19 protein-coding genes and 1 pseudogene are annotated in these 23200 nt (G+C 66.8%); 11 read left to right on the top strand and 9 right to left on the bottom strand.

Annotated elements, in window-relative coordinates; translation table 11 throughout:
• The first annotated feature begins 31 nt into the window (after positions 1 to 31).
• Together K6V06_RS19100 and K6V06_RS19105 are read left to right on the top strand one after the other, a co-directional pair.
• Entirely contained in the window at positions 32 to 1270 is a 1239-nt protein-coding gene (locus K6V06_RS19100) for a CoA transferase (RefSeq protein WP_222245713.1), read from the top strand.
• Positions 1271 to 1333: 63 nt separating this feature from the next.
• Entirely contained in the window at positions 1334 to 2221 is an 888-nt protein-coding gene (locus K6V06_RS19105; protein ID WP_222245714.1) for an alpha/beta fold hydrolase, read from the top strand.
• Positions 2222 to 2263: 42 nt separating this feature from the next.
• Here the strand turns inward: K6V06_RS19105 and K6V06_RS19110 are convergent, their stop codons facing one another.
• Positions 2264 to 3073 (bottom strand): IclR family transcriptional regulator, encoded by an 810-nt coding sequence (locus K6V06_RS19110; RefSeq protein ID WP_222245715.1) that lies wholly within the window; start codon positions 3071 to 3073, stop codon positions 2264 to 2266.
• A gap of 199 nt (positions 3074 to 3272) precedes the next feature.
• Between K6V06_RS19110 and K6V06_RS19115 the strand changes: the two genes are divergently transcribed.
• The 4 genes from K6V06_RS19115 to K6V06_RS19130 all read left to right on the top strand — a co-directional run bounded on the left by K6V06_RS19115 (position 3273) and on the right by K6V06_RS19130 (position 7374).
• Positions 3273 to 4283, top strand: coding sequence for a tripartite tricarboxylate transporter substrate binding protein (locus K6V06_RS19115; protein ID WP_222245716.1), 1011 nt, complete (start codon positions 3273 to 3275; stop codon positions 4281 to 4283).
• A gap of 47 nt (positions 4284 to 4330) precedes the next feature.
• Positions 4331 to 5530, top strand: a complete 1200-nt coding sequence (locus K6V06_RS19120) for a CaiB/BaiF CoA-transferase family protein (protein ID WP_222245717.1) — start codon at positions 4331 to 4333, stop codon at positions 5528 to 5530.
• Complete coding sequence (locus K6V06_RS19125) at positions 5527 to 6393, top strand: citryl-CoA lyase (RefSeq protein WP_222245718.1); 867 nt, start codon at positions 5527 to 5529, stop codon at positions 6391 to 6393. The genes K6V06_RS19120 and K6V06_RS19125 overlap by 4 nt, the downstream gene beginning before the upstream one ends.
• Before the next feature lie 69 nt (positions 6394 to 6462).
• The gene (locus K6V06_RS19130) at positions 6463 to 7374 is read left to right on the top strand and encodes a DMT family transporter (RefSeq protein ID WP_222245719.1); all 912 of its coding nucleotides are present in this window, start codon (positions 6463 to 6465) and stop codon (positions 7372 to 7374) included.
• Between the two features lie 60 nt (positions 7375 to 7434).
• Here the strand turns inward: K6V06_RS19130 and K6V06_RS19135 are convergent, their stop codons facing one another.
• Positions 7435 to 9201 carry an LTA synthase family protein gene (locus K6V06_RS19135; RefSeq protein ID WP_222245720.1) on the bottom strand — a complete coding sequence of 589 codons (1767 nt, stop codon included), beginning with the start codon at positions 9199 to 9201 and terminating at the stop codon, positions 7435 to 7437.
• Between the two features lie 369 nt (positions 9202 to 9570).
• On the opposite strand from K6V06_RS19135, the gene K6V06_RS19140 reads away from it, so the two are divergent.
• From K6V06_RS19140 to K6V06_RS19155, 4 genes are all read left to right on the top strand, one after another.
• A complete protein-coding gene (locus K6V06_RS19140; protein ID WP_222245721.1) occupies positions 9571 to 10188 on the top strand; it encodes a LysE family translocator in 618 nt (205 codons plus the stop codon).
• Positions 10189 to 10395: 207 nt separating this feature from the next.
• The gene (locus tag K6V06_RS19145; RefSeq protein WP_222245722.1) at positions 10396 to 11310 is read left to right on the top strand and encodes a LysR family transcriptional regulator; all 915 of its coding nucleotides are present in this window, start codon (positions 10396 to 10398) and stop codon (positions 11308 to 11310) included.
• Positions 11311 to 11466: 156 nt separating this feature from the next.
• On the top strand, positions 11467 to 12444 hold the full coding sequence (locus K6V06_RS19150) for a tripartite tricarboxylate transporter substrate binding protein (RefSeq protein WP_222245723.1): 978 nt from the start codon (positions 11467 to 11469) through the stop codon (positions 12442 to 12444).
• 16 nt (positions 12445 to 12460) lie between these two features.
• Positions 12461 to 13420 (top strand): M14 family metallopeptidase, encoded by a 960-nt coding sequence (locus K6V06_RS19155; RefSeq protein ID WP_222245724.1) that lies wholly within the window; start codon positions 12461 to 12463, stop codon positions 13418 to 13420.
• Between the two features lie 107 nt (positions 13421 to 13527).
• Here the strand turns inward: K6V06_RS19155 and K6V06_RS19160 are convergent, their stop codons facing one another.
• The 7 genes and pseudogenes from K6V06_RS19160 to K6V06_RS19190 all read right to left on the bottom strand — a co-directional run bounded on the left by K6V06_RS19160 (position 13528) and on the right by K6V06_RS19190 (position 21620).
• Positions 13528 to 14595, bottom strand: a complete 1068-nt coding sequence (locus K6V06_RS19160) for an SDR family oxidoreductase (RefSeq protein ID WP_222245725.1) — start codon at positions 14593 to 14595, stop codon at positions 13528 to 13530.
• A 218-nt stretch (positions 14596 to 14813) separates the two neighbouring features.
• Positions 14814 to 15623 (bottom strand): annotated as a pseudogene (locus K6V06_RS19165) (ISNCY family transposase); the annotation flags it as partial.
• A gap of 375 nt (positions 15624 to 15998) precedes the next feature.
• On the bottom strand, positions 15999 to 18257 hold the full coding sequence (locus tag K6V06_RS19170; protein ID WP_255581962.1) for a xanthine dehydrogenase family protein molybdopterin-binding subunit: 2259 nt from the start codon (positions 18255 to 18257) through the stop codon (positions 15999 to 16001).
• A gap of 87 nt (positions 18258 to 18344) precedes the next feature.
• Complete coding sequence (locus tag K6V06_RS19175; RefSeq protein WP_222245727.1) at positions 18345 to 18995, bottom strand: N-carbamoylsarcosine amidohydrolase; 651 nt, start codon at positions 18993 to 18995, stop codon at positions 18345 to 18347.
• Complete coding sequence (locus tag K6V06_RS19180) at positions 18988 to 20055, bottom strand: 2,5-dihydroxypyridine 5,6-dioxygenase (protein WP_222245728.1); 1068 nt, start codon at positions 20053 to 20055, stop codon at positions 18988 to 18990. Before K6V06_RS19180 ends, K6V06_RS19175 begins: the two co-directional genes overlap by 8 nt.
• A gap of 23 nt (positions 20056 to 20078) precedes the next feature.
• Entirely contained in the window at positions 20079 to 20906 is an 828-nt protein-coding gene (locus tag K6V06_RS19185) for an alpha/beta fold hydrolase (protein WP_222245729.1), read from the bottom strand.
• 12 nt (positions 20907 to 20918) lie between these two features.
• Complete coding sequence (locus tag K6V06_RS19190) at positions 20919 to 21620, bottom strand: Asp/Glu racemase (protein WP_222245754.1); 702 nt, start codon at positions 21618 to 21620, stop codon at positions 20919 to 20921.
• A gap of 369 nt (positions 21621 to 21989) precedes the next feature.
• Between K6V06_RS19190 and K6V06_RS19195 the strand changes: the two genes are divergently transcribed.
• Positions 21990 to 23150 carry an FAD-dependent monooxygenase gene (locus K6V06_RS19195; RefSeq protein ID WP_222245730.1) on the top strand — a complete coding sequence of 387 codons (1161 nt, stop codon included), beginning with the start codon at positions 21990 to 21992 and terminating at the stop codon, positions 23148 to 23150.
• The last annotated feature ends 50 nt before the right edge of the window (positions 23151 to 23200 follow it).

The following is a 23200-nucleotide window of genomic DNA, read 5'->3' on the forward strand; positions in this document are numbered from 1 at the left end:
GCGCGGCACCAGCACGCAAGGAGCAAGATCCGTGGAAGCACGCAAGGCATGCCAGCAGCGGGCCGGGCACGACGCGCCCGTCCAGGACGGGCCGCTGCAAGGGGTCCGGGTACTCGATCTGTCGTCGGTGGTGCTCGGGCCGATGGGTACCCAGGTACTGGCCGACATGGGCGCGGACGTGATCAAGGTGGAAGCGCCCGAGGGCGACCTGATGCGCTCCAATGGGGTCGTCGAGCACGCCGGCATGAGTTCGATCTACCTGGCGCTGAACCGCAACAAGCGCTCGGTGGTGCTGGACCTGAAGCATCAGGACGGCATCGACGCGTTGCATGCGCTGATTCCCCGGGTGGACGTGCTCGTCCACAACATGCGCGTCGGCGCGATCGAGCGGCTGGGCCTGGGCTATGAGGCGGTCGCGCGCCTCAATCCGGGGATCGTCTACTGCGCGGCGACCGGCTTCGGCCAGGACGGTCCCGACCGCGACAAGCCGGCGTTCGACGATATCGTCCAGGCCGCATGCGGGCTGGTCGGCGCGGGCTGCGCCACGGGCCAGGAGCCGGACTATCTGCCCAGCCTGATCGCCGACAAGACCACGGGCCTCGCCGTGGCGAACGCCGTGCTCGCGGCGCTGTTTCATCGCGAGCGCCATGGCGTGGGCCAGTACGTCGAAGTGCCGATGCTGGAAACCATGACGGCCTTCGTGCTGACGGAACATATGGGGGGCATGACCTTCCCCGCCTCGCAGGCGAAGGCCGGCTATGCACGGCTGCTGGAAGGCGGCCGCAAACCCGTGCGCACCGCGGACGGGTGGGCGAGCATGCTGCCCTATACCGAGCGCCACTGGAAGGCGTTCTTCCGCGAGATGGGCCGAGACGATCTGGCCCAGCGCTACAACATCGCCAGCCGGCGGGAGCGCAACGCCAACATCCGCGCGCTGTACGGCCACCTCGCCGAGCTTGCGCCACTACGCACTACTGAACAGTGGATGGCGCTGTGCGCGCAGCTGGATATTCCCGCCACGCCGATCTACCGTCTGGAGGACCTGCCGCGGCATCCTCACCTGCAGGCGGTAGGCATGTTCCAGGAATCGGTCCACCCGACCGTCGGTCCCATTCGAGAGATCCGCCCGGCCACGCGCTTCTCCCGCACCCCGACCCGCATCCGCCGCCACGCGCCGGCGCTGGGGGAGCACACCGAGGAGGTGCTGCGCGAAGCGGGCGTGCCGGCGCAGCGCATCGAGACCATGCTGCAGCGAATGCGCGAAGGGTAAACTCGAGCCAGCGTTTTCCCGAACGCCATCCGTCCGTACCGACACCGGAGCAAGCCCGTCACCATGGCAGACGCCGCGCCTATCGACATCCCTTCCAGCATCCGCCCGGACACTGGCGCCAATGCGATCCTCGCCCGCCTCGCCGCCGCCACCCAGGTGCGTGTCGATACGGCGGGTCGCACCCGCATCGTCTGGCGTACGATCGGGCAGGGCTCGCCACTGGTGCTGATCCATGGCGGGCACGGCAGCTGGCTGCATTGGGTGCGCAATATCGAGGCGCTCAGTGCCGCCCATACCGTATGGCTGCCCGACCTGCCCAGCTTCGGCGAGTCCGGCGACCTCGGCGTCGAGCCGCACGCACCGGATCGTCTGGACCGGCTCGTCGATGCGGTCGCGGGCAGCATGCGACGGGTGCTCGGTTCCGCCACCGATCCAGGCCTGGCCGGTTTCTCGTTCGGCGGCCTGGTCGCCGCGCACCTCGCCACGGCGGTACCCGGCATCGCCCGAATCGCGCTGCTGGGCTCCGCCGGGCATGGCAGCATGCGCCGGCAGAAGCTGGAGATGATGGACTGGCGCACCGAAGATCCCGAGCAGAGCAGGGCTGCGCTGCGGCACAATCTCGCCGCGCTGATGCTGCACGAGGAAGCCAGCATCGATCCGCTGGCACTGGCCGTGCATGCGCACAGCTGCAGGACGACACGCTTTCGCAGCAAGGCCATCTCGCGCCATCCGCTGCTGGAGCCCGCGCTGGACCGCTTTGCGGGGCCGACGCTGCTGATCTGGGGCGAGCACGACGTCACCGCCGCGCCGGCCGACACCGCGCGCCGTCTTGTCGCCAACGCGCCCAACCGGGACTGGTCGATCATCGCTGGGGCGGGCCATTGGGTCCAGTACGAGCGCGCGCAGCAGATCAACCAGCGCTTGCTGCAGTGGTTCTCTCCCGCCGGCTGACGGCTGGCTGACGGCTGTCTGGCTGACGGCCGGCTGCGACCGCTAGTCGCTTTCCCGCGCGCTCAACGCGCCGCTGGCCAGGATCTGTTCGAGGCTGAGCGACGCGATCGGGCCATCGAAGCGCGCCGCGGGACCACCGAGCGTGATCGTGGCCTGCCGCGCCATCGCCAGCAGGCTGGCGACCGCGGCGAACATGGTTGGCGCCATGCCGAGCCTCGAGAGGGGACCGGACAACGTCAGCGCCCCGATGATGTCGCCCGCGGCATCGAACACTGGCACCGACGCCGCCGCCGTCTCCGCATCGCGCTCGCCATACGACACCGCCCACATCCGTTGCCGGACCTGCGACCACGCGTCGTCCGCCGGCTGGCCGAACGCCAGCAGCACCTTGCCCGACGCGCCATGGTCGATCGGGAAGTGGTCGCCGACGCCGATCGATACGCGCACCGCGCGGGCGGGCTCGACGCGATACAACACCAGCCGCTGGTCGCCCTGGCGGACATAGAACGAGGAGGTCTCGCCCAGTTCCCGGCTCAGTTGTGCGAGCAGCCGCTCGATCACCGGGCCGACCCGGAACGAGCGCTGATAGATGGCCGCCAGCCGCAGCGGCTCCGGCCCCACCGCATATTGCCCGTCATCCAGCTTGCGGATGAAGCCGCCGTGCTCGAGCGCGCCCAGCAGCCGAAGCACCGTGCTCTTGTACAGGCCGGACCGCCGCGATAGCTCCGTCAGCGTCAGCCGCTCGTCGGTGGGCCCGAACGCGCCAAGGATGGCGAAGGCCCGATCCAGCACGGCGACGCCGCTCGATTCGCCCTCAGTGTCGGCGCGGGTGCGCAAAGTCTTGTCGGTCATGGATGATGGGATGCGAAGTTCTGCGCAGTAGAACATAGCGATGGACGTTTGAACAGCCGCCGGGGGTAAACCCCGGTTAGCCACCCGGTTGCGCGCTGCTATAGTTCTTTTCCATAGAACATCGATCTATCAGGCAGAACATAATGCGGCGCGTGCCGCGGTCATGCCAGCTGCCTGCGCCACCGCATCAGGAGACAACATGCCGCATCCCTTCGCCCCCCGCACCGCCCGTGCCGCGCGCCCGCTGGCGCGCGCCTGCCTTTGCCTGGCCTTGCCCGCCATGCTGGCCCTTGCCGCCCCGGCGCAGGCTGCCGACGCCTACCCCGCACAGCCGATCCGACTGATCGTGCTGTTCCCCCCGGCAGGCGGCACCGATGTGCTGTCCCGTCTCGTCTTCAACAAGATCGGCATGGCGTCGGGCTGGAACGTGGTGGTGGAAAATCGCGCGGGCGCCGGCGGCAACATCGGCATGGAGCTGGTGGCCAAGGCAAAGCCCGACGGCTATACGATCGGCATGGGGCAGACCGCCAACCTGGCGATCAACGCCACGCTGTACCCGAAAATGCCGTACAACACCGTGAAGGACTTCACGCCCGTGGCCCTGGTCGCCGCGCAACCGGTGGTGCTGATCGTGCGCGCGGACTCCGCATACAAGACGGTCGCCGATCTCGTCGCCGCGGCCAAGGCGAAGGAGCTGTCCATGGCCTCCGCCGGTACCGGCACGGTCGGACATCTGACCGGCGAGATGTTCGCCCGCCGCGCCGGCATCAAGGTGCTGCACGTTCCCTACAAGGGCGCGTCGCCCGCGCTGAACGACCTGCTGGGCGAGCAGACCGACTTCTATTTCGCCACGCCGCCGATCGCCATGCCGATGATCCGTGCCGGCAAGATCCGCGCGCTTGCCGTCACGTCGGCCAAACGCCTGCCGTTGCTGGAGTCGGTGCCGACCGTGGCCGAATCCGGCTATCCGAAGTTCGAGGCCGAGGACTGGAAGGCGCTGGTCGCCCCGGCCGGTACCCCGCCCGACGTGGTGGCCCGGCTGAATGCGCAGGTCAACAAGGCGCTGGGCGACGCGGACACCGTGCGCAAGCTGCGTGACGAGGGCAGCGAGCCGCGCGGCGGCTCGGCCGCCGAGCTTGGCAAGTTCATCCAGAGCGAGAATGCCCGCTGGGGCGACATCGTGCGCCAGTCCGGCGCCCGGGTAGAGTAATCATTTCGCGGCGACGCCCGCCCGTGTCGCCGCAACGGAAGCCATTTATGCAAAAGCCCTTGCGCGACATCCGCGTGCTCGACCTGACCAACGTGCTGGCCGGGCCGTTCTGCTGCCATCAGCTGGCCCATATGGGGGCGGAGGTCATCAAGGTGGAGACGCCGGGGACCGGCGACCTGGCCCGCCAGCTCGGCGCCGATGCCGAGCTGAACCAGCGCCTGATGGGCGTTTCGTTCCTCGCGCAGAATCCCGGCAAGCAGTCCATCACCATCAACCTGAAGCATGCGCGCGGCAAGGAAGTGTTCCGCAAGCTGGTGCAAAGCGCGGACGTCGTCGTCGAGAACTTCCGCCCCGGCGTGATGGACCGGCTGGGCCTGGGCTACGAGACGCTGAAGCAGGACAATCCCCGGCTGATCTACTGCGCGATCTCTGGCTTCGGCCAGGACGGCCCGCTGGCCGAACTGCCCGCCTATGACCAGATCATCCAGGGCATGTCGGGCGTGATGAGCATCACCGGCGACCCGCAGACGGCGCCATACCGCGTCGGCTATCCGGTCTCCGACACCATTGGCGGCCTGACCGCGGCGTTTGCCGTGGCGGCGTCGCTGGCCGACCACCGGCGCACCGAAGGCTATTTCCTCGACGTCTCCATGCTGGAAGCGACCCTCGCCACCATGGGCTGGGTCGTCTCCAATCACCTGATCGCCGGCAAGGCGCCGGTGCCGATGGGCAACGAGAACATGACCGCCAGCCCCTCCGGCACCTTCCGCACCGGCGACGGCCTGCTCAACATCGCCGCCAACAAGCAGGAACAGTTCGAGGCCGTGTGCCAGGTGATCGGCCGCCCCGATCTCGCTGTCGACGAGCGCTTCGCCCAGCGCCAGGCGCGGCTGGCCAACCGTGCCGCACTGACCGCCGCGCTGGAAGCGGAGCTGGCCAGCAAGCCGGCGGTGCAGTGGTGGCAGCTGCTGAACGAGGCAGGCGTGCCGGCCGGGCCCGTGATGGATGTTCCCGATACGCTCGCCCATCCGCAGGTGCGCGACCGCGGCATGATCGGCGAATTCCGCGATGCCCCCGGCGTCGGGCGCGACATCCGCGTGGTCCGTACCGGCTTCAAGGTCAATCGCGAGGCGCCCTCGGTCGATACCCCACCGCCCGAGCTGGGCCAGCACACCCGCACGGTGCTGGCGGCCCTGGGCTACAGCGACACCGACATCGAACAACTGGCGAAGGAGCGCGCAATATGAGCGGCATCGAGCAACAAGCAGCCGGCGATGAAATGGATGCCGGCCAGCGCCTGTCGCAGGACTGGTGGCGCACCAGCATCATCGACATGCGCCCCGGCGAGATTCGCTACCGTGGCTATCCCATCGAGCAGTTGATCGGGCGCGTATCGTTCGCGCAGATGATCTGGCTGATGCTGCGCGGCGAGCTGCCGGGCCAGGGGCAGGGCGAACTGCTCGACGCCGCGCTGATGGCGGCCGTCGACCACGGCCCGCAGGCACCGAGCATCGCGATCGCCCGCATGGCGGCAACCTGCGGCGTTGGCCTGAACAACGCCATGGCGTCCGCGGTCAACGTGCTCGGCGACGTGCACGGCGGCGCCGGCGAGCAGGCCGTGGCGCTGTACGAGGACGTCGCTGCGCGGATGGAGACCGGGCTGGCGCTGCCAGAGGCAGTTGGCGCCGCGCTCGCCCACTATCGCGAGCACCACGGCAAGTTCGTCTCCGGCTTTGGCCACCGTTTCCACCCGGTCGATCCGCGCGCGCCGCGCCTGCTCGCGCTGGTCGACGACGCTGCCAGGAAAGGCATCGTCAGCGGCCGCTACGCCACCATCGCCCGCGCCATCGAAGCGGCACTCGGCGAGGGCCGCAGCAAGCCGATCCCGATGAACATCGATGGCGCCACCGCCGTCATCTACGCCGAACTCGGCTTTCCCGCCCCCCTGGCGCGCGGGCTGTTCTGCCTGTCGCGCTCGGTCGGCATCCTCGCGCACGCCTGGGAGCAGACTGGCCAGGGCGGCCGCAACAAGGGACCGATTCCGCGCCAGTTCCTGTGGACCTACGACGGCGAGCCGCAGCGGGACGTGCCGCAGGCGCCGCCGAAGTAGCGCGTTCGAGTAGGGAAGGGCGCGGCGCAAGGACACGGTCCGCGCAGGACCGTCTATAACGGTGCAAGCATGGAAGAGGCAGACTCCGACCGCCGCGCCGTATCGCCACCCGCCAAGGGCCGGGCGTCGGCCCTTGTCGCGCCGCTGACGGCCCTGACCATGGTGGCATTCGCCGCCAACTCCCTGCTGGCGCGCGCGGCATTCCAGACCACCGCCATCGACGCCGCCTCCTTTACCGCCATCCGCGTCACCTCCGGCGCGCTGACGCTGCTGGTGATCCTGCTGGTGCAGGGCCAACGGCTGCCGACAGCCAGGGCCGGCCCGTGCTCGGCGCTGCTGCTGTTCATCTACGCCGCCACCTTTTCCTTCGCCTACCGCGACATCAGCACCGGCGCCGGCGCGCTCGTGCTGTTCGCCGCCGCGCAACTGCTGATGATCGCGTATGGCTTCCTGCGCAAGGGCGAGCGCACCAGCATTCCCGGCCTCATGCTGGCATTGGGCGGCATGGTGGCGTTCCTCGGCCCCTCGGCGTCCGTGCCATCCTTTCGCGCGGCGGCGCTGATGGCGGTGGCCGGCTTCGCCTGGGGCGGGTTCTCGCTGCTCGGCCGCTCCAGCGAATCGCCGACCGCCAGCACCGCCGCCAGCTTCCTGTGGTCGGTTCCGCTCGCACTGCTCCTGCTGCTGGCCCAATCGGACGCCCTGCGCATCGATGCGCAGGGCGTCATCTATGCGCTTGTCTCCGGCACCGTGACCTCCGCCCTTGGCTACGTCATCTGGTATTGGGTCCGCGTGCGGATGACCGCCATCAGCGCGGCGGCGGTGCAACTGTCCGTCCCCGTATTGACCGCCGTTCTCGGCGTGGTGTTGTTGAGCGAAGCGGTGACATGGGCGGGCGCCGTCGCCTCGCTTGCCACCCTGGCCGGCGTGGCATGGGTCACGCTGACGGCCAGAGGCCGGCCCCTGAAGGGTAACGACGGCTAGGCGAAGGCATCGTCAGCTCGCTCTGCCGCTCTTTGCCCCGCCAGGCTGGGCAGGCAGCGCTCACGTTCGCTCTGCATCGAACAGGGACAAGCGGTATAGCCATTCCGGATATGACGCCCGGCGCTGGTGCAGCGGCATGGCGTTGTCCTGGCATATCGACTCACCATGCCGGAAGGCCGGTAGCGCCGTGCCGGTATAGCTGGCATCGATCAGCTGCGACAGGCAGTAGAAGGGGCGGGCGTCCGCCTTGCGCGCCAGCTCCGTCAAACGTGCCTCGTCCGCGTGCAGGACATAGACGGGCACGTCACCCATCCGCGCAGGGGAGATGCGGTCATCGAACACGAAATCCTCGTCGCGGTCGCCGATGCGGCGAAAGTCGCTGCGCTCGAACACACCGTTGGCCAGGAAATAGCGCGTCAGCGCGGGCTTGTGATCCGCCGCCACCACGATCAACGCATCCGGAAACCGGGACCGGACCTTGCGCGAGAACTCCGCAATGGTGCCAACCGTCGCGTGCAGGCGGCGCTCGTAGTCCCTCATGCCCATGTCGTCCTCGTCCTGGTAGGGGCCATGCGTGTGGACGGTGGTGAGGAACATGAAGACCGGCTGCTCTCCAGCTTCCCGCAGCTTGTCGTACGCCGCATCGAAGAGGATGCTGTCCGGCGGGAAATACTCGTCGCCGTCGTATTGCAGGTCCTCCAGCCCGACATATTCGTCGAAGCCGAATTTTCCCTTGATCACATGCCTGCGCCAGAAGGTCCTCTGGAAATTGTGCATGGCGATGCTGCGATAGCCCAGCTCCCGCATTGCCCGCGGCCACGCACGGGCGTGCGATGAAAACAGGTCGGCATACTCCTGGTAGATGACGCCCCACAGCACGTTCTCCGAGGGCAGGCCCGTGAGCAGCTCGAACGAGGCATTGACCGTGCTGCCGCCGTACACGGGCGAGATGCCGCGCAAGTGGGCGAACCCCTGGTCACGAAGCGGGCGAAAGACCCCCTGGAAGTTGCGCTCGTCGTGCCAGCACGATTCGCACAACACCACGATGACCTTGCCTGGCCGCGTCATCTGCGGCGCGTCTGTCAGCGGCGCGTCGGTCAGCAGCGCCTGGAAGCGATCCCGCTCGGCGGCCGTCGGCACGCGCGGCACGATGCGCCGGCTGGTATGGACCAGATGCATGAGCAAGCCATTGCGGCGCACGTCGTCCTTCCAGTCCCATGGCACGTACCAGACATCGAACTTCGCCAGCACCGGCTTCATCGCATAACGTGCCGGCACAAGGCTGTCCCAGTAAGGATGCAGCAGCACCGGGAGCAGCAACGCCAGCGCCGCGAGACGCGGCAGCACCGCGGTATTGCGCGCCGGGAAGCGCCGACCCAGCACATATACCGGCAGGGCGATCAGCAGTGCGACCCCCAGCAACATCAGGCCCACCCGCCAATCGATATAGCGGACCACCACCGACAGGTTCTCGACGGCGGTCAGGTCGTTCCAGTTCAGCGGCTCATCGGTCAGCGCCAGTTTCCATCGATTGGCCATCGTCAGCACGATGGTCAGCGCGCACACCAGCGCCCCGGCCAACGCAGCGCGCATCAGGAAGGACAGCGCGAGGACGGCAACCAGAACCGGCAGCACCGAAGCCAGGATGGAGGTCCAGCGTATGGAGCCGCCCAGCTCGAACAGAAAGTCGGTGAAGACATGCGCGCAGCCCAGCTGGACCGCGACGGCCACCCCCAATGCCAGCATCAGTTCCGCATGCGCCGGCCGGCCAGGTGTGGCCGTGGCCGGCAGATCGATCCTTGCGCCACCCAACACGTTCCCTTTCATCGTCCATGCTCACAACCGGGGAGGGCCGGACGGCCCAACCGCGGTTGGGCAAGGCGGGCACGGGAATGTTCCCTGAAGTCCACATTGAAGCCCGTCGCCGTGCTCGCAGTTGACCTTCCGGGGGTGTTCCTGTGCTTCAATCGTGTTGCTATCATCATGTTCAGCCCCGGTATGGCAGTCACGGGCTGTAGTCTCGCGGATGCAGGTATCGTTCGTCCGTTTTCGCCAAGGCTGCAAGCCGGACGCGCGTTATGCAGATAATGACCAACATGAACACCCTGCAAGCATGAACTGAACGCTCGAGCGCGCACCTGCCCTCAACAGGGTGATGCTGCATCGTCTTCCATTCTCCAACTACCGGGGACTCGGATGTCGTTTGACCATTGGATTGCTTTTTTGCTGACCAGTGTCTTGATCCTGGCGATTCCGGGACCGACGATACTTCTCGTGATCGGCGATGCCTTGGCTCATCGCGGGAAGTCGGCCTTTGCTACGGTGGCCGGCGTTGCCGCTGGAGATCTGACGGCCTTCACCTTGTCCATGGCCGGGCTGGGCGCGGTCCTGGCGACTTCCGCCTCACTCTTCACATCCTTGAAGTGGGCTGGGGCAGCGTATCTCATCTATCTTGGTGTCCAAGCCCTCCGGAGAGCAGCGCGGAGCGGCGCAAGCCAGGTACCAGTAAGTGAAGGCCGTCCGTTGCAGCGCTTCGGCAAGGCTTGGCTGGTAACGGCACTGAACCCGAAGAGCATTGTGTTTTTCGTCGCCTTCGTCCCGCAGTTCATTGATGCCAGTCGTTCATTCCTGCCTCAGGCGAGCATCCTTATTCCGACCTTCGTGGTCATGGCGGGAGCCAACGCCGCAATCTATGCCATGTTGGCCCGATCTTTGGCTACCCGGCTGACCAGCGCCCGCGCGCAGGCCAATGTAGAGCGCGTGGGGGGCCTGACGTTGATCGGCGCTGGGGCACTGGTGGCGTCCCGGGCCTGAGGGCTCACAGCAGGGCAGACGGCAAGAGCGTCCCAGCCGCTTGACTTCCCCTGCACTGATTCGTCTGTGTGTGGCCTGGCCGGATGGTACGCCTTCGATAGCGCACCCTGTAGGGCAGGGCAGAGCCGCCAGCATGCGTGCGGCCCCTGCGCGCCTCCACTAGAATGGCGTTCCCCACACTGCGCGGCCCGACGCGAACGAGACCACATGCATACCCGTTGGCTTGAGGACTTCGTCTGTCTCGCGCAGGCGGGCAGCTTCGCGCGCGCGGCGGAGCTGCGCAACGTGACCCCTCCCGCGTTCGGGCGGCGCATCCAGGCGCTGGAGGTCTGGGCAGGCGCGCCGCTGATCGATCGTGGCGTCTTTCCGGTGCGGCTTACCGCCGAGGGCCGGCAGTTCCTGGAAGCCGCACAGTCGGCGCTGGGGACGCTGGACGAGGTACGCGTGTCGCTGCGCGCGAGCCGCCGCGCCGATGCGCATACGGTCGTCATCGCCACCGGCAAGACGCTGGCGCGCTCGATGGTTCCTGCCTGGCTCGCCCACCTGCGCGAGACGCTGCGGGACCATCCGCTCGCCGCGAACTTCCGCACCCGCCTGTCGACGTATTCGATGCACGACGCGCTCGCCGTCTTCACCGCCGGCGACGCCGAATTCCTGCTGTGCTACAGCCCGCCGGACGCGCCCGTGACGCTGGACGACGCGCAATACCAGTTCCACGCCGTCGGCATCGAGCGACTGGTCTGCGCCAGCGCCGCCGACGATGCCGGAGACGCGTTGTACAGGCTCTCCGCGCGCGCCAAGGCGCCGGTGCCGATGATCGCCTACGCGGAGACGCTGACGATGGGCCGCATGGTCAACCATGAGGTCGCACGCCGCAAGCTGGCTACGCGTCTGGACGTGATCGCCGTCAGCGACTTCGCCGAGTCGGTGCACGAAATGGTGCGCGAGCGCATGGGCCTGGCCTGGCTGCCGGCCCGCCTGATCGCAGACGACCTGCGCGCCGGCCGGCTGGTGCGCGCCGATGCCGGCGAGACCGACCTGGCCTTGCAGATCCGGCTGTACCGCCCGCGCGCGCCGCTGCGGCCGCTGGCCGAGGCGTTCTGGCAAGCCGCCTCCGCCTGAAACCGGTCGGCGCGCGGCTTCCGGCCAGCCATTGCCGAAACGGCAATCCCCGTTGCCAAAGCCGCACGCAGCGCCGGGCCGGTGTTTCCTAAGATCGCGTCACAACAAACCGCGTCACCATCAACGACACGCGACCACCAAGGGGAAACCACTGCCATGAACGCCATGCTGCGCGCGGCTGCCGCCGCCTCCATCTGCCTGTCCGTCCTTGCGGCCGGCCAGGCCCAGGCCAATCCTTGGCCCGCCAAGCCAATCTCGCTGGTGGTGGGCTACACCGCCGGCGGCAGCGTCGACCTCGTGGCCCGCACGATCGCGCCGGAACTCGGCAAGCGCCTTGGTCAGAGCGTGGTGGTTGACAACCTCGGCGGGGCGGGCGGCACCATCGGCGCCGCGAAGGTCGTCAAGGCCGAGGCCGACGGCTACACGTTGCTGATGGGATCGGGCAGCGAAGTCTCCATCGCGCGCCTGACCAACCCGGCGGTGCGCTACGACGGCGAGAAGGATCTGGCGCCGGTGACCTTCGTCGGCACCCAGCCGATGGTGCTGGTCGGCAAGGCTGCGCTCGCGGCCAACAATGCGGACGAGCTGATCGCGCTGGCGCGTGCCCAGCCGGACAAGCTGTCCTATGCCTCGTCGGGCGTGGGTACGCCCCTGAACCTGGCCGGCGAGCTGATCAAGCAGCAGGGCAAGGTCCGCATCACCCATGTGCCGTACAAGGGCGCGCCCGCGATGGCCACCGATCTGCTGGGCGGTCAGATCGACCTGGCGGTGATGGTGCTGTCGTCGGCGCTGCCTCACATCCAGTCCGGCAAGGTCAAGGCCTATGGCGTTACCGAGACGCGCCGCGCGGCGGTGGCCCCGAACGTGCCGGCGCTCGCCGAGAGCGCGGCGCTCAAGGGCGTCGACATGAGCGTCTGGTTTGGGCTGATGGCGCCGGCCAACACGCCCAAGGCGGTGGTCGAGCGTCTCAATACCGAGATGCAGGCGGTGCTCGCCATGCCGGAGGTGCGCCGCAAGCTGGCGGAAGCCGGCGTGGAGGTGACGCCCGGCAATCCCGACCAGTTCGCCGCCTTCGTCAAGCGCGAGACGGCCAAGTACCGCGGCATCGTGCAGACTGCCGGCATCCAGCAATAACAGCGAGCACGCCCAGATGACCATCGAACACTATCCCGTCGACGTCGCGTTTCCCGACATCCGGCCTTATGCCGCCGGTACCGATGGCATCCCGTACGTCCATACCTTCGACAGCGGCGTGCCCGGTCCGCACGTGATGATCAACGCGCTGACGCACGGCAACGAGGTATGCGGCGCGATCGCGGTCAAGGACCTGCTGGACCTCGCGCTGCGCCCGCGCCGGGGCCGGCTGACGCTGGCCTTCGCCAACGTCGAGGCCTATGGCCGCTTCGATGCGTCGCGCCCGGATGCATCCCGCTATGTCGACCAGGACTTCAACCGGGTGTGGACCGCCGCAGTGCTGGACGACACGACGCGTGACTCGTCCGAGCTGCGCCGCGCGCGCCAGATGCGCCCAGTGATCGATACGGTGGACCTGCTGCTGGACCTGCACTCGATGCACGAGAAGAGCCTGCCGCTGATCGTGTCCGGCCCGCTGGACAAGGGCATCGCGCTCGCCCGCAAGCTCGGCGCGCCGGCGCACGTGATCGTCGACGAAGGCCATCCGGAGGGCCGCCGCATGCGCGACTACGGGGGCTTCGGCGACCCGGCCAGCGCGAAGAACGCGCTGCTTGTCGAGTGCGGCCAGCACTGGGAGCCGGCTGCAGTGGAGGTCGCGCGCGACAGCGCCGCGCGCTTCCTGCTCGAGGCCGGCGTCATCGATGATCGCGACGTGCCGCCCGGGTGGACGATGCCGCCGGCGGCCCCGCAGCGGGTAGTGCGGGTCACCGAACCGGTGGTGGCGACCAGCATGGATTTCCGCTTCGCGGGGAACTATACGGGCCTCGAGACCTTTGCCGAGGCCGGCACGGTCATCGGCTGGAACGGCGGCGAGCCGGTCACTACGCCGTATCCGGACTGCGTGCTGGTGATGCCGTCGCTGCGCCAGCTGCGGCCGGGCGTGACGGTGGTACGGCTGGGGCGCCTGCAGTCCTGAGCCCCGGCGCCACCGTCGCTCAGGCGCGCGGTTCATCGATGCGTTGCCTTGGGGGGCGAGCGGTCCTGGGCAATCATGGCGGCTTGAGAGTTCTTGACCTTCAGGAATCAGGGGATAAGCCGCGCCGCTCGCAGTTGAGAAAACAGATTGAAAAACGATTCGTCGGTCGCCTGATACGCCGTGAAGCCAAGCTTGCGGCTCTTCGCCATATCGGTCATCACCTCGAGTGGCCGACCCAAATCGAGGTCCGTATGCCAGGGCGACGCAAGGCGGTCGAGATCTGCCTCGACGAGCCCGTGGCGCTGCGCGATTTCCCGCCACACCTCATGATCGTTCTTCATCGCGGTTTCCAACGGCTGGATGCTGCCGCTAAAGCCCATCGCCTGCACGCCGAACCATTCCGCCAGCCTCGCCCAGAGCCAAGACCAGCGAAAGACATCGCCGTTCACTATATTGAAGGCCTCGTTGCGAGCAGCGTCAGTATCAGCCGCCCAGAGGAGTTGGCTAGCGAGCATCCGTGCATCCGTCACATCCGACAGCCCGTTCCATTGGGCCTCGGATCCGGGAAACTGGAAGACGCGGCCAGTCTCCTTGCAGATCGACGCATACACGGCAAGCGTCGTACCCAGATTCATTGCGTTTCCCACCGCCATGCCGATGATGGTATGGGGACGATGAATGGTCCAGGTGAAACGGTCGCGCTCGGCGGCAGCGTACACCTCGTCCTCCTGCGCGTAGTAGAAATTCTCTTCAGGCAGGCGCGGCTGTGTCTCACGCAGCGGTGTGTCGGGCAAAGTACCGGATTGCGCGTAGGCTTCGAACGGACCGAGGTAGTGCTTCAAGCCCGTGACCAGAGCCACATGACGCAGCGTCTTCTTTGATGCCAGCGCAGCAAGCAGATTGCGAACCATAGCGGCATTGACCCGGATGTTCTCCGCCTCGGTGGCCTGACGCATCCAAGTCGTGATGAACACGTGCGTCGGCTCAACACCGCCAAGGGCGACCTCCAGGCTTTCCATATCAAGCAGATCGGCAGCGACTGGTGTCACATTACCCGGCTCACCACTCGGGCGGCGTGCTAGCCCGTAGACCCTCCATCCACTTGCAACGAGTTGACGGGCAACGTAGCTTCCGCCGATGCCGGTAGCACCGACGACGAGAGCAGTTCTTCCCATGAGCTTTCTCTCCTTGAGGGCCTTTGCTAGGTTAGTACGACATTGGAATAAAAGGCCAACATCCTCTGTTTGGTGCGGCTTTTGATGTCCCGGCGCTGGCTATTTCCAAATGTCAGTCCGAACGTGCTTTTTGTGATGTGGGGCAGTCTAGCTGGCCGGTGCTCGATGCCGTCTCAACAGGGCGGGGCGGTCGCACTTTGGATCGCCCGTTCCAGATCTAGCCGATTGATCTGCCGCTTGCGCTTGGTATGGGGTGCCGCCTTGGTTGACACGCCATTCATCCGCTCCACGCGGCCCTTGGCCTGGCTCGAGTTCGCGCACAGGATGTCGATGTTCAGCTCGAACAGTGCCCGCCCAAACTGCGTATAACCCCGTCCATCAGGCCCATCCTTGGCATTGACCCGGAAGATGCCCGCCTTGTCGCTGTAGAACGGGACCGGCTTGCCGTGCCGCTCGAGGTAGCTGCGGGTCGCCTCGAAGTAAGCGAAAGTCGATTCGGTCGGCACGAAGTGCAGCTGCATCAGCTGACCGGTGGCGTCATCGACGTAGACCAGCAGCGTGCAAGCGGGCGCCCGCTCCTCGAACCAGCGGTGGTCGCTGCCATCGATCTGGATCAACTCGCCCAGGCAGGCGCGCCGATGCCTCGGCTGGTGGACCTTGGGCGGGCGCAGCTTCCTCGGGACCCAGAAGCCGGCATCGATCATGAATCGGCGGATACAGGCCTTGGAAACGTCGATCCCGTGACGCTCGCATAGCTTCTCCCACGCCAGGGTTGGGCCGAAGTCCGCGTAGCTGTCCCGGATCAAGCCACGTATCCGCGCTTCCAGCCCCGCAGGCAATTGTCGGTTGCTCGGGCGCCCACGTTTGCGCGACATCAGCCCGCTAGGGCCGTCTTCCTGTAGTCGGACGACCAACCTTCGCACTTGGCGCACCGTGATGCCTAGCCGCTCCGCGGCTCGCCACTGCGCCAGCCGTCCTTCGGTCACCGCTTGGATGACCTTCAGCCGATCGAGATCTCGCATGCTCATCGTCACGAATCCTGGCTCGTCCACAGCGGTCTCCCGGACAGCCGGGCGAGAAGTTGGAGATGACGGTCATTTAGCAACTAGCGGACATGTCTAATCATCCAGAAGCGGACATTTCTATTCGAAGCCAACACCCTCGCTGCCGATAATGTTTGTTATGTTAAATGCCTGATGCAGGCAACTGCCATGACGCGCCTCCATGGCGATCAGCCTCCCCTGGTGAGGCGCGTCCCTTACATCGCCCCAAACAGATCGGAACCCGGAATTTCCACTAGCGAACCATGGAACTCGTCGCCGCAGTGCTTTCTCCTGATCGCACCAGGTGCCTCGCCTGCATCGCTGCCTTGAAGGTCGCCAGTCGCCGGTGGCCGCTATCCGCTATCCGACCGGCACGGCGTCGCGTCGGTCGTGCGTACCACGCGTTGGACCGAGGCCGCACGTTGGGGCGTTCCCAGCCAACGAAGACTCCAACGCCTTCCGCACCGCCTCGGGAGTAAACGGCGCCTGCCGGAACCGCACCCCCGTCGCGTCGAACAGCGCATTGGCAATCGCCGGCGCACCGGGTAACGACGCCGACTCGCCGGCACCCAGCGGGCTCTCGGTCTGCCTCGGCATCAGCAGCACCTCGATGGGGGGCACGTTCACGAACGTCGCGATCGGGTAGCTGCCCCATTCCCGGCTCGCGACACCTCGCTCGTCGAAGCGGACCTGTTCCCGCAGTGCCCGGCTCAGCGTCTGCACGACGTTGCCGTGGATCTGGTGACGGACGCCGTCGGGATTGACCATCATCCCCGTGTCCTGGCCCACATGCAGGCGCGTCACCCGCACGTCGCCCGTGTGCGCATCCACTTGGACATCGACGATCCACGCCGACCATGCGGCGCCGAAGCCGGGGAACTTGCTGTGGATGTAGCGCGCATAGGCAATGCCTCGCCCATGCAGGAGTCCATCGCCATCCGGCACCCCACGCGAGCCCCTCTGCCCTTCTTGCCACTGCGCCGCCTGGGCCAGCGCGACCAGCAATTCGGTGGCCCGGGTGTCGGCAAGGTGCCGGAGGCGGAACGCCAGCGGGTCGGCGTCACACAGCTGCGCCAGTTCATCGATGAAGGATTCGTGCGCGAAGGTATTGGGCAACGCCGACACCCCGCGCAGCCAGGAGGCCCGTGCAATCGCGGGCGTATCGTCGCAGGCGATGTGCAAGGCCGGATAACCGTACGCGGGCACGGCGGTGCGGTCGCCCATTTCCAGCATCCGTGGCGCGGCCGATACGCGGCCCGTCAGCAGCAACGCAAGCATGGGCGCGTCGTTGGACGGGTATCGGCTGACGAAATCGTACCCGGTGAGCCTGCCGTCCGCGGTGGCGCCACCGCGCACGTCCATCAGCTGTGCGGCACCCTTCGGCTCCCACATATGCTCCTGCTCGCGCGTGAGTTGCACGCGCACGGGCTGGCCCACGGCGCGGGACAACAGCACCGCATCCGCACACACGTCGTCGGCGCAATTGCGGCCGTAGCAGCCGGCGGCCTCCATCCGGACGATCTCGATCTCGCCTTCGTCCATGCCGGTGAGACGGGCGAGGTCGATGCGCAGCACATGCGGGTTCTGCGTGCCCGACCAGACGGTCAGGCGATCCTCGCGCCAGTCGGCGACGGCGCAGGATGGGCCGATGGAACCGTGCAACTGGTAAGGCCAGACATAGCTGCGCGAGAGGCGATGCGCGCCTTCGGCAATCGCGGCGTCGACGTCGCCAACCTGCAGCAATTCGCGACGCTGCGCGGCAGCGGCGCGCAGCGCCGGTTCGGGGTCGTTCAGGTCCGGCAGCGGCGGTACCGGTTTCCATTGCGCCTTCAGGCGCCGGGCCGCTTCGATGGCCTGCTCTTCCCGCTGCGCCACCACGCCGATGAAGTCGCCCTCGACCACCACACGGACCAGTCCTGCCACGCCGGCGACCGACGCTTCGTCGACCGAGACCAGGCTGTGGCCAACGAATTCTCCGCTGTCGCGCCCCGCGTACGGTGGCCGGACGACCCGTCCATGCAGCATGCCGGGCACCCGCACGTCGTGCACAAAGGTCAGTTCGGCGGTCGCCTTCGCCGGGATATCGACACGCGGTATGCTGCGACCGACGACGCGGTACTGATCCACCGGCTTGGTCACAACCTCATCGGCCAGCGTCAATTCCACATGCTGGCCGGCCAGCAATGCAAGTAGGTCCGGCGTGCGGCCCTCCCCTGCCCTGGCCCGCAGCCAGGCACCGGCCTGCGCCGCGGCGCGCCGCAGTGGCAAGGCCGAAATCTGTATCGATGCGCTGGCGATGGTGGGCCCCTGGTTCGGCGTCGCCTCGGTATGACCGAGCACCATCGTGACCCGCTCCGGCTCAACTTCCAGCTCTTCCGCAACGATCTGCGCGAGCGCGGTACGGATTCCCGTGCCCAGGTCGACATGGCCGTTGAACGCGAACACTTCGCCGTTCGCCCGCACCGCGATGAAAATGTCCGGCAGGTCGGAGACGAAGTCGGAGGCGGCACCCGGCTGGCCCGGAGACGGGCGCGGCGCCGCCGCGGCGGGCCGCGTCACCAGCAGCACGCCCTGCTCCCGCAGCAACGTTTCGCGCAGCGCGCGCGGCGTGTCCCTCATTGCCTGTTCTCCTTCCAGCCTGTCGTCATGCAAATCCGTCTCGCCCCCCATTATCCCGGGCGACGGCAATGTCGGCGCCCCTTGCGGCTACGCGGTCGCCACGGTCGCCGCTCCGATGGCCTCCAGCGCGGCATCGCGCGGCATCACCATCGCATACTTCTGCTGCATGTCGAACAGGTTCGCCTCATGCGGCCCGATCGCGCGATCGCCTACGCAGTCGGACACCACCAGCGGGCGAAAGCCCCACGACATGGCATCGACCACACTGGCGCGCACGCAGCCGCTGGTAACGCAGCCCGCCACCAGCAAGGTCTGAACGCCGCGCTGCGTGAGCCATGGCGCAAGCGACGTGCCAAAGAACGCCGATGGCACTGTCTTGCGTACCACCAGTTCGCCGGGCACCGGGGCCAGCGACGGCACGATTTGACTGGCCGCGCCGTCTTCCTTCAGCGTCAGCATGCCCGGCACCTTCAGCGTGAAGATATTGTGGTCGCCGTCATCGTCGGCGAAGACGATGCGGCTGTGCGCCACCGGCCAGCCCAACGCGCGCGCGGTCGCCAGCAGCGGCCCGGTATTGGCGATTGCCTCGGAGATATTGCCGCCGCCGAACACGGCCGGGTCGGCAAAACCGTTGACGAAGTCGATGATCAGCAGGCCATAGGGCGCTTTCAGTTCCATCGCCGTGCCAAAGCCCTGGCGCAGGTAGGTTTGCACCTCGTCGCGGGCGCGCTCAGACATGGGTTACCTCCTCTTCGTGGATCGCCGCGTTGTCCATCACCTTCCCGGCCGCGACCACCACTTCGCCGTCCAGGCGCACGGTGCAGTTGCGCACCGGGATGTCGATATGGCAGGCGGTGGTGCGGCTGCCGCCGGCTTCGTTGTTCGGACCGAACGAGCACAGGAAGTTGCCTTCGTACGCACGGGCATCCATGCCGATGGTGGCCTCGCGGTCGTACATGGCGAGGGTGGACCAGCGCGCGCGCGGCTGCAGCCCCCAGCCGATATGCGACATGGCATACGACTCGGGATCGTTGAACGAGGCCATGTAATCGGCCAGCAATTCCGCCTCGAGCCCGCCCTCGATGGCGGTGACGTACCCGTTCTTCACGGTGACGTGGATCGGCTCGCGGACATAGGACTTCATCGGCAGAAGAATCGCGCCGCGATCGAGCACCAGATGGCCGTTGCTTCCGCCCTCGTTGGGCCAGGTCAGCACGAAGCCGCTGGGCCAGTGGTCCCAGCGGCCGGGCTCGTCAACAAAGCCGTATTCGCTGATGGCGGGAAATTCGCCCAGCGCGCAATGCAGATCCGTGCCCGCATCCGAGGTGATATGCATCGAACGCGCCCGCGACAGGCGCGCAGTGGCGGCCTTGACCCGCGTGCGGTCCGCTTCCGTCGGCACCAGCCGCGCAAGGACCTCGGGCGGCTCCACAGCAAGCAGGATCTTCGTTCCGGTCGACAGGATCTCGTGCTGCTCGGGCGAGAACAACAGCGTCATCAGGTCCAGCACCAGGTCGCTGGCCTTGAGCGCAGCCAGCGCGGCCGGATTGCCGGTCAGCGGCGTGGTGCCCAGATAGGCCAGTGAATCGCGGCTCAGCGCCTTCTCGCCATTCACCGGGGGCAGGTCCAGCCGGTTGACGATGGCGCCCATCGATGCGGCGGCAACCAGCGCTGTGCGCAGCGTCTGCGGATGCGTGTCCGCGCCCGTCAGCACCGTCACCGTCTGGCCGGGTTGCAGTTTGGACAGCGCGAGGACCTGCTTCCACGCGCAGGTCAGGTCGTGATCGCTAACAGCCATGCTCCGCTCCTTCGATAGTGTGATCAGTTGGCAAGCGGCGCGCCGAGGAAGTCGCCGAAAGCAGCATAGAAGCCGGCTTCGTTGTCCCACGGGATCATGTGTCCGGCGTCGGGCACTCGCACCTCCAGCAATCCCGGCCGCAAGCGGCGCATTTCCTCGACATCGGCCGCCAGCACCACATCGCCCCGGGCGGCGGTGATCAGCAGCGTCGGCACGTCGATGGCCGGCAGGTCGGCGTGGATATCGTCGGTATGAAATCCCTCGAAGCTGGCGAGCACCGCGCGCTCGTCGCAGGTATGCAGCCACTCGGCGCGCAATTGCCGGTGCGCCTCCGTCCAAGTCGGACAGTACTGGCGCATTCCCTCGGCGTCCGTGCCCTGGCTGGCGAGCCGGATGGAATCGACATACCAGGGCAGCTGGGCCGGATAGGCACGCCGCCCCGGCCCCGACACCGGCGGGTCCACCATGACCAGCCGGCTGAGGCCGGGGGGACGGCTGCGGGCGGCACGGATGCCGATGCGGGCGCCCATCGAATGGCCGACGATCTGGTAGCGCGCGAGGCCCACGGCCTGCGCAAACGCAATCACGTCAGCGGCTTGCGCATCGAGGCCGTAATCCAGCCCCTCGCCGGCCGATGACAGGCCGCGGCCGCGCACGTCGAGGACCCAGGTATCGAACTGCTTGCCGAACTGCTCGCCGACGAAACCCCAGGTAATGGCCGGACTGGTGATGCCCGGCACGATGATCACGGCATCGCGCGCGTCACGCCCGCCGCCGGCGCCGCCATAGCGCAGGTAATGTTGCCGGATCCCGTTGGCGTGAACGTTGCCCCCATGGATGAACGTAGACATGGCCGGCTCCACTCAATAGGCACCGGACAGCAGCGTGCCGCCGCCCGGCACCACCGCTTCCAGGTCCAGCGCCTTGAGCAAGGCGTAGGTGGTGGCGATCGCCGCGGTGATCACCGGCTTGCCGGTCATCGCCTCGACCTTCGCCACCACGGGCAACGACGGCATCTGCACACAGGCCGACAGCACGACGGCATCCACGTCCTTCGTGTTCATCTGCGCCACGATGCCGGGCAGTCGCTGCGGATCGTGGCGTCCCACTTCCAGGTTGTCCGGAATCTCCAACGCCCGCCACTCCACCACCTCGAAGCCCTCATGCTGGATGTAGTCCACCACGGTTTCCGTCAGCGGCTTCATATAGGGCGCAACCAAGGCAATGCGCCTGGCGCCGATTACCTTCAACGCTTCCACCAGCGCGCCCGCGCTGGTCACCACCGGTGCAGTGCCGCCGTTCTCCTCGGTGCGCGACTTCAGCCGCTGCTCCGACATCCGATGGTAGCCGCGACCCATCGACATGATGGCCACCAGGCAAGCGTAGCCGAGCACGTCGACACGCGCGTCGCTCAGCTCCAGCGCGCAACGGTCGGACTCGCCGTCCATCGCCGCCAGCTCTTCCTTCCTGACGGTCTTCATGCGCATGCGGCTGGAGTGAAAGGTGAACCGCTCGGGGCGCACCAGCTGGCGTGCGGTCAGCATGGCGGGGATCTCGGTTTCCATCGTGGTGTTGGAGCTCGGCACGATCTGGCCAATCCGGAAGGTTCTTTGCACGTATGACTCCGTGGTCTGTTTCGTTGTCTACCCCCCGCCAGAGCGCGGGACATGTCAGGCGCGGCTTGCGCGTCTTTCGGAAAAGTCTAGTGTACACATTGCATATTGGCAACCGCGATCTCACCCCATCCAATGCGCCCGAAAGCAGTGCAAGGATGGGCGAAAACCGTGCGCTTATGCGCTCTTGCGGGGCACCTTGTGGGCGATGGCGGTCGGAACTAGGGGTTTTCCAGCAGTCATCCCGAATTTGCCTTTACCTGTATTTTTCTGGTGTGTACACTCGTTTCAACCTTGTGGACCTTAGCCAGGAGAATATTCGTGCGAGGCAATACCCGGATTGCAGTGATCGGAGCGGGTCTGGGCGGGACGGCGGCAGCCGCCCTGCTCCAGCGCGCAGGATTCAACGTGAAGCTGTATGAGCAGGCTCCGGGCTTCTCCCGGCTTGGCGCCGGCATCCATGTCGGACCCAATGTGATGAAGATCCTGCGGCGCATCGGTATCGAGGATGCGATGAACGCCATGGGCTGCCACCCCGACTACTGGTACAGCCGCGACTGGAAGACGGGGGAAGTGGTCGCGCAGATCCCGTTGGGCGACTACGCGCTGTCCCACTATGGGGCTAGCTACCTCACCGTCCACCGCGGCGACTTTCATGCGCTGATGACCGCTGCGGTCGACCCCGCAAAACTGGTCTTCAACAAGAAGCTGGAGAGCGTGCAGGACCTGGGCGATGTAGTGAAGCTGTCCTTCGCCGACGGCACTGTCGAGGAAGCCGATATCGTCATCGGCGCGGACGGTGTCAACTCACGCATCCGCGAACACCTGCTGGGGGCGGAGCCGCCCAAGTACACTGGCTACGTGGCGCACCGTGCGGTATTTCCGATTTCCCGGGTCAAGGGCTACACCCATGACCGTTGCACCAAGTGGTGGTCCGACGATCGCCACATGATGGTCTATTTCGATACCAGCAAGCTCGACGAAATCTACTACGTCACCGGCGTGCCGGAGGCGGATTGGGACATGAGCAAGAGCTGGGTGCCCAGCAGCATCGAGGAGATGCGCGAGGCGTTCGATGGCTGGCACCAGGGCGTGCAGTCACTGATCGAGGGCACGGTCGAGGTGACCAAGTGGCCGTTGCTGGAACGGGACCCGTTGCCGCTCTGGAGCCGCGGCCGCCTGGTCTTGCTGGGCGACGCCTGTCATCCAATGAAGCCACACATGGCCCAGGGCGCTGCCATGGCGATCGAGGACGCGGCGATCCTGACCCGCTGCTTTGTCGAGGCCGGCCTGCAGGACCACGGCTATACCTTCTCGCTGTATGAGGCCAATCGGGCCGAGCGAGCGAGCAAGGTGCAGAAGGTCTCGCATGACAACACCTGGCTGCGCACCAACGAGAATCCGGATTGGTGCTTCGGCTATGATGCGTTCTCGGTGCCCCTGCGCGACCCCGTCGCGCGCCCGGTCGCCACCATGGCCTGACCTGCCCGCACCGTCGCGGCGCCGCGCAGATCCCGCAAGGGACAGGCGGC

Origin of the sequence: Cupriavidus sp. AU9028 (assembly GCF_019795295.1) — a bacterium.
Taxonomy (GTDB): Bacteria; Pseudomonadota; Gammaproteobacteria; order Burkholderiales; family Burkholderiaceae; genus Cupriavidus.

Bases quoted from the DNA above. Each gene is read 5' to 3' on its own strand.
- K6V06_RS19105 (WP_222245714.1), top strand. From the start codon at position 1,334: ATGGCAGACGCCGCGCCTATCGACATCCCTTCCAGCATCCGCCCGGAC.
- K6V06_RS19110 (WP_222245715.1), bottom strand. From the start codon at position 3,073: ATGACCGACAAGACTTTGCGCACCCGCGCCGACACTGAGGGCGAATCG.
- K6V06_RS19115 (WP_222245716.1), top strand. From the start codon at position 3,273: ATGCCGCATCCCTTCGCCCCCCGCACCGCCCGTGCCGCGCGCCCGCTG.
- K6V06_RS19120 (WP_222245717.1), top strand. From the start codon at position 4,331: ATGCAAAAGCCCTTGCGCGACATCCGCGTGCTCGACCTGACCAACGTG.
- K6V06_RS19125 (WP_222245718.1), top strand. From the start codon at position 5,527: ATGAGCGGCATCGAGCAACAAGCAGCCGGCGATGAAATGGATGCCGGC.
- K6V06_RS19130 (WP_222245719.1), top strand. From the start codon at position 6,463: ATGGAAGAGGCAGACTCCGACCGCCGCGCCGTATCGCCACCCGCCAAG.
- K6V06_RS19135 (WP_222245720.1), bottom strand. From the start codon at position 9,201: ATGAAAGGGAACGTGTTGGGTGGCGCAAGGATCGATCTGCCGGCCACG.
- K6V06_RS19140 (WP_222245721.1), top strand. From the start codon at position 9,571: ATGTCGTTTGACCATTGGATTGCTTTTTTGCTGACCAGTGTCTTGATC.
- K6V06_RS19145 (WP_222245722.1), top strand. From the start codon at position 10,396: ATGCATACCCGTTGGCTTGAGGACTTCGTCTGTCTCGCGCAGGCGGGC.
- K6V06_RS19150 (WP_222245723.1), top strand. From the start codon at position 11,467: ATGAACGCCATGCTGCGCGCGGCTGCCGCCGCCTCCATCTGCCTGTCC.
- K6V06_RS19155 (WP_222245724.1), top strand. From the start codon at position 12,461: ATGACCATCGAACACTATCCCGTCGACGTCGCGTTTCCCGACATCCGG.
- K6V06_RS19160 (WP_222245725.1), bottom strand. From the start codon at position 14,595: ATGGGAAGAACTGCTCTCGTCGTCGGTGCTACCGGCATCGGCGGAAGC.
- K6V06_RS19170 (WP_255581962.1), bottom strand. From the start codon at position 18,257: ATGAGGGACACGCCGCGCGCGCTGCGCGAAACGTTGCTGCGGGAGCAG.
- K6V06_RS19175 (WP_222245727.1), bottom strand. From the start codon at position 18,995: ATGTCTGAGCGCGCCCGCGACGAGGTGCAAACCTACCTGCGCCAGGGC.
- K6V06_RS19180 (WP_222245728.1), bottom strand. From the start codon at position 20,055: ATGGCTGTTAGCGATCACGACCTGACCTGCGCGTGGAAGCAGGTCCTC.
- K6V06_RS19185 (WP_222245729.1), bottom strand. From the start codon at position 20,906: ATGTCTACGTTCATCCATGGGGGCAACGTTCACGCCAACGGGATCCGG.
- K6V06_RS19190 (WP_222245754.1), bottom strand. From the start codon at position 21,620: ATGGAAACCGAGATCCCCGCCATGCTGACCGCACGCCAGCTGGTGCGC.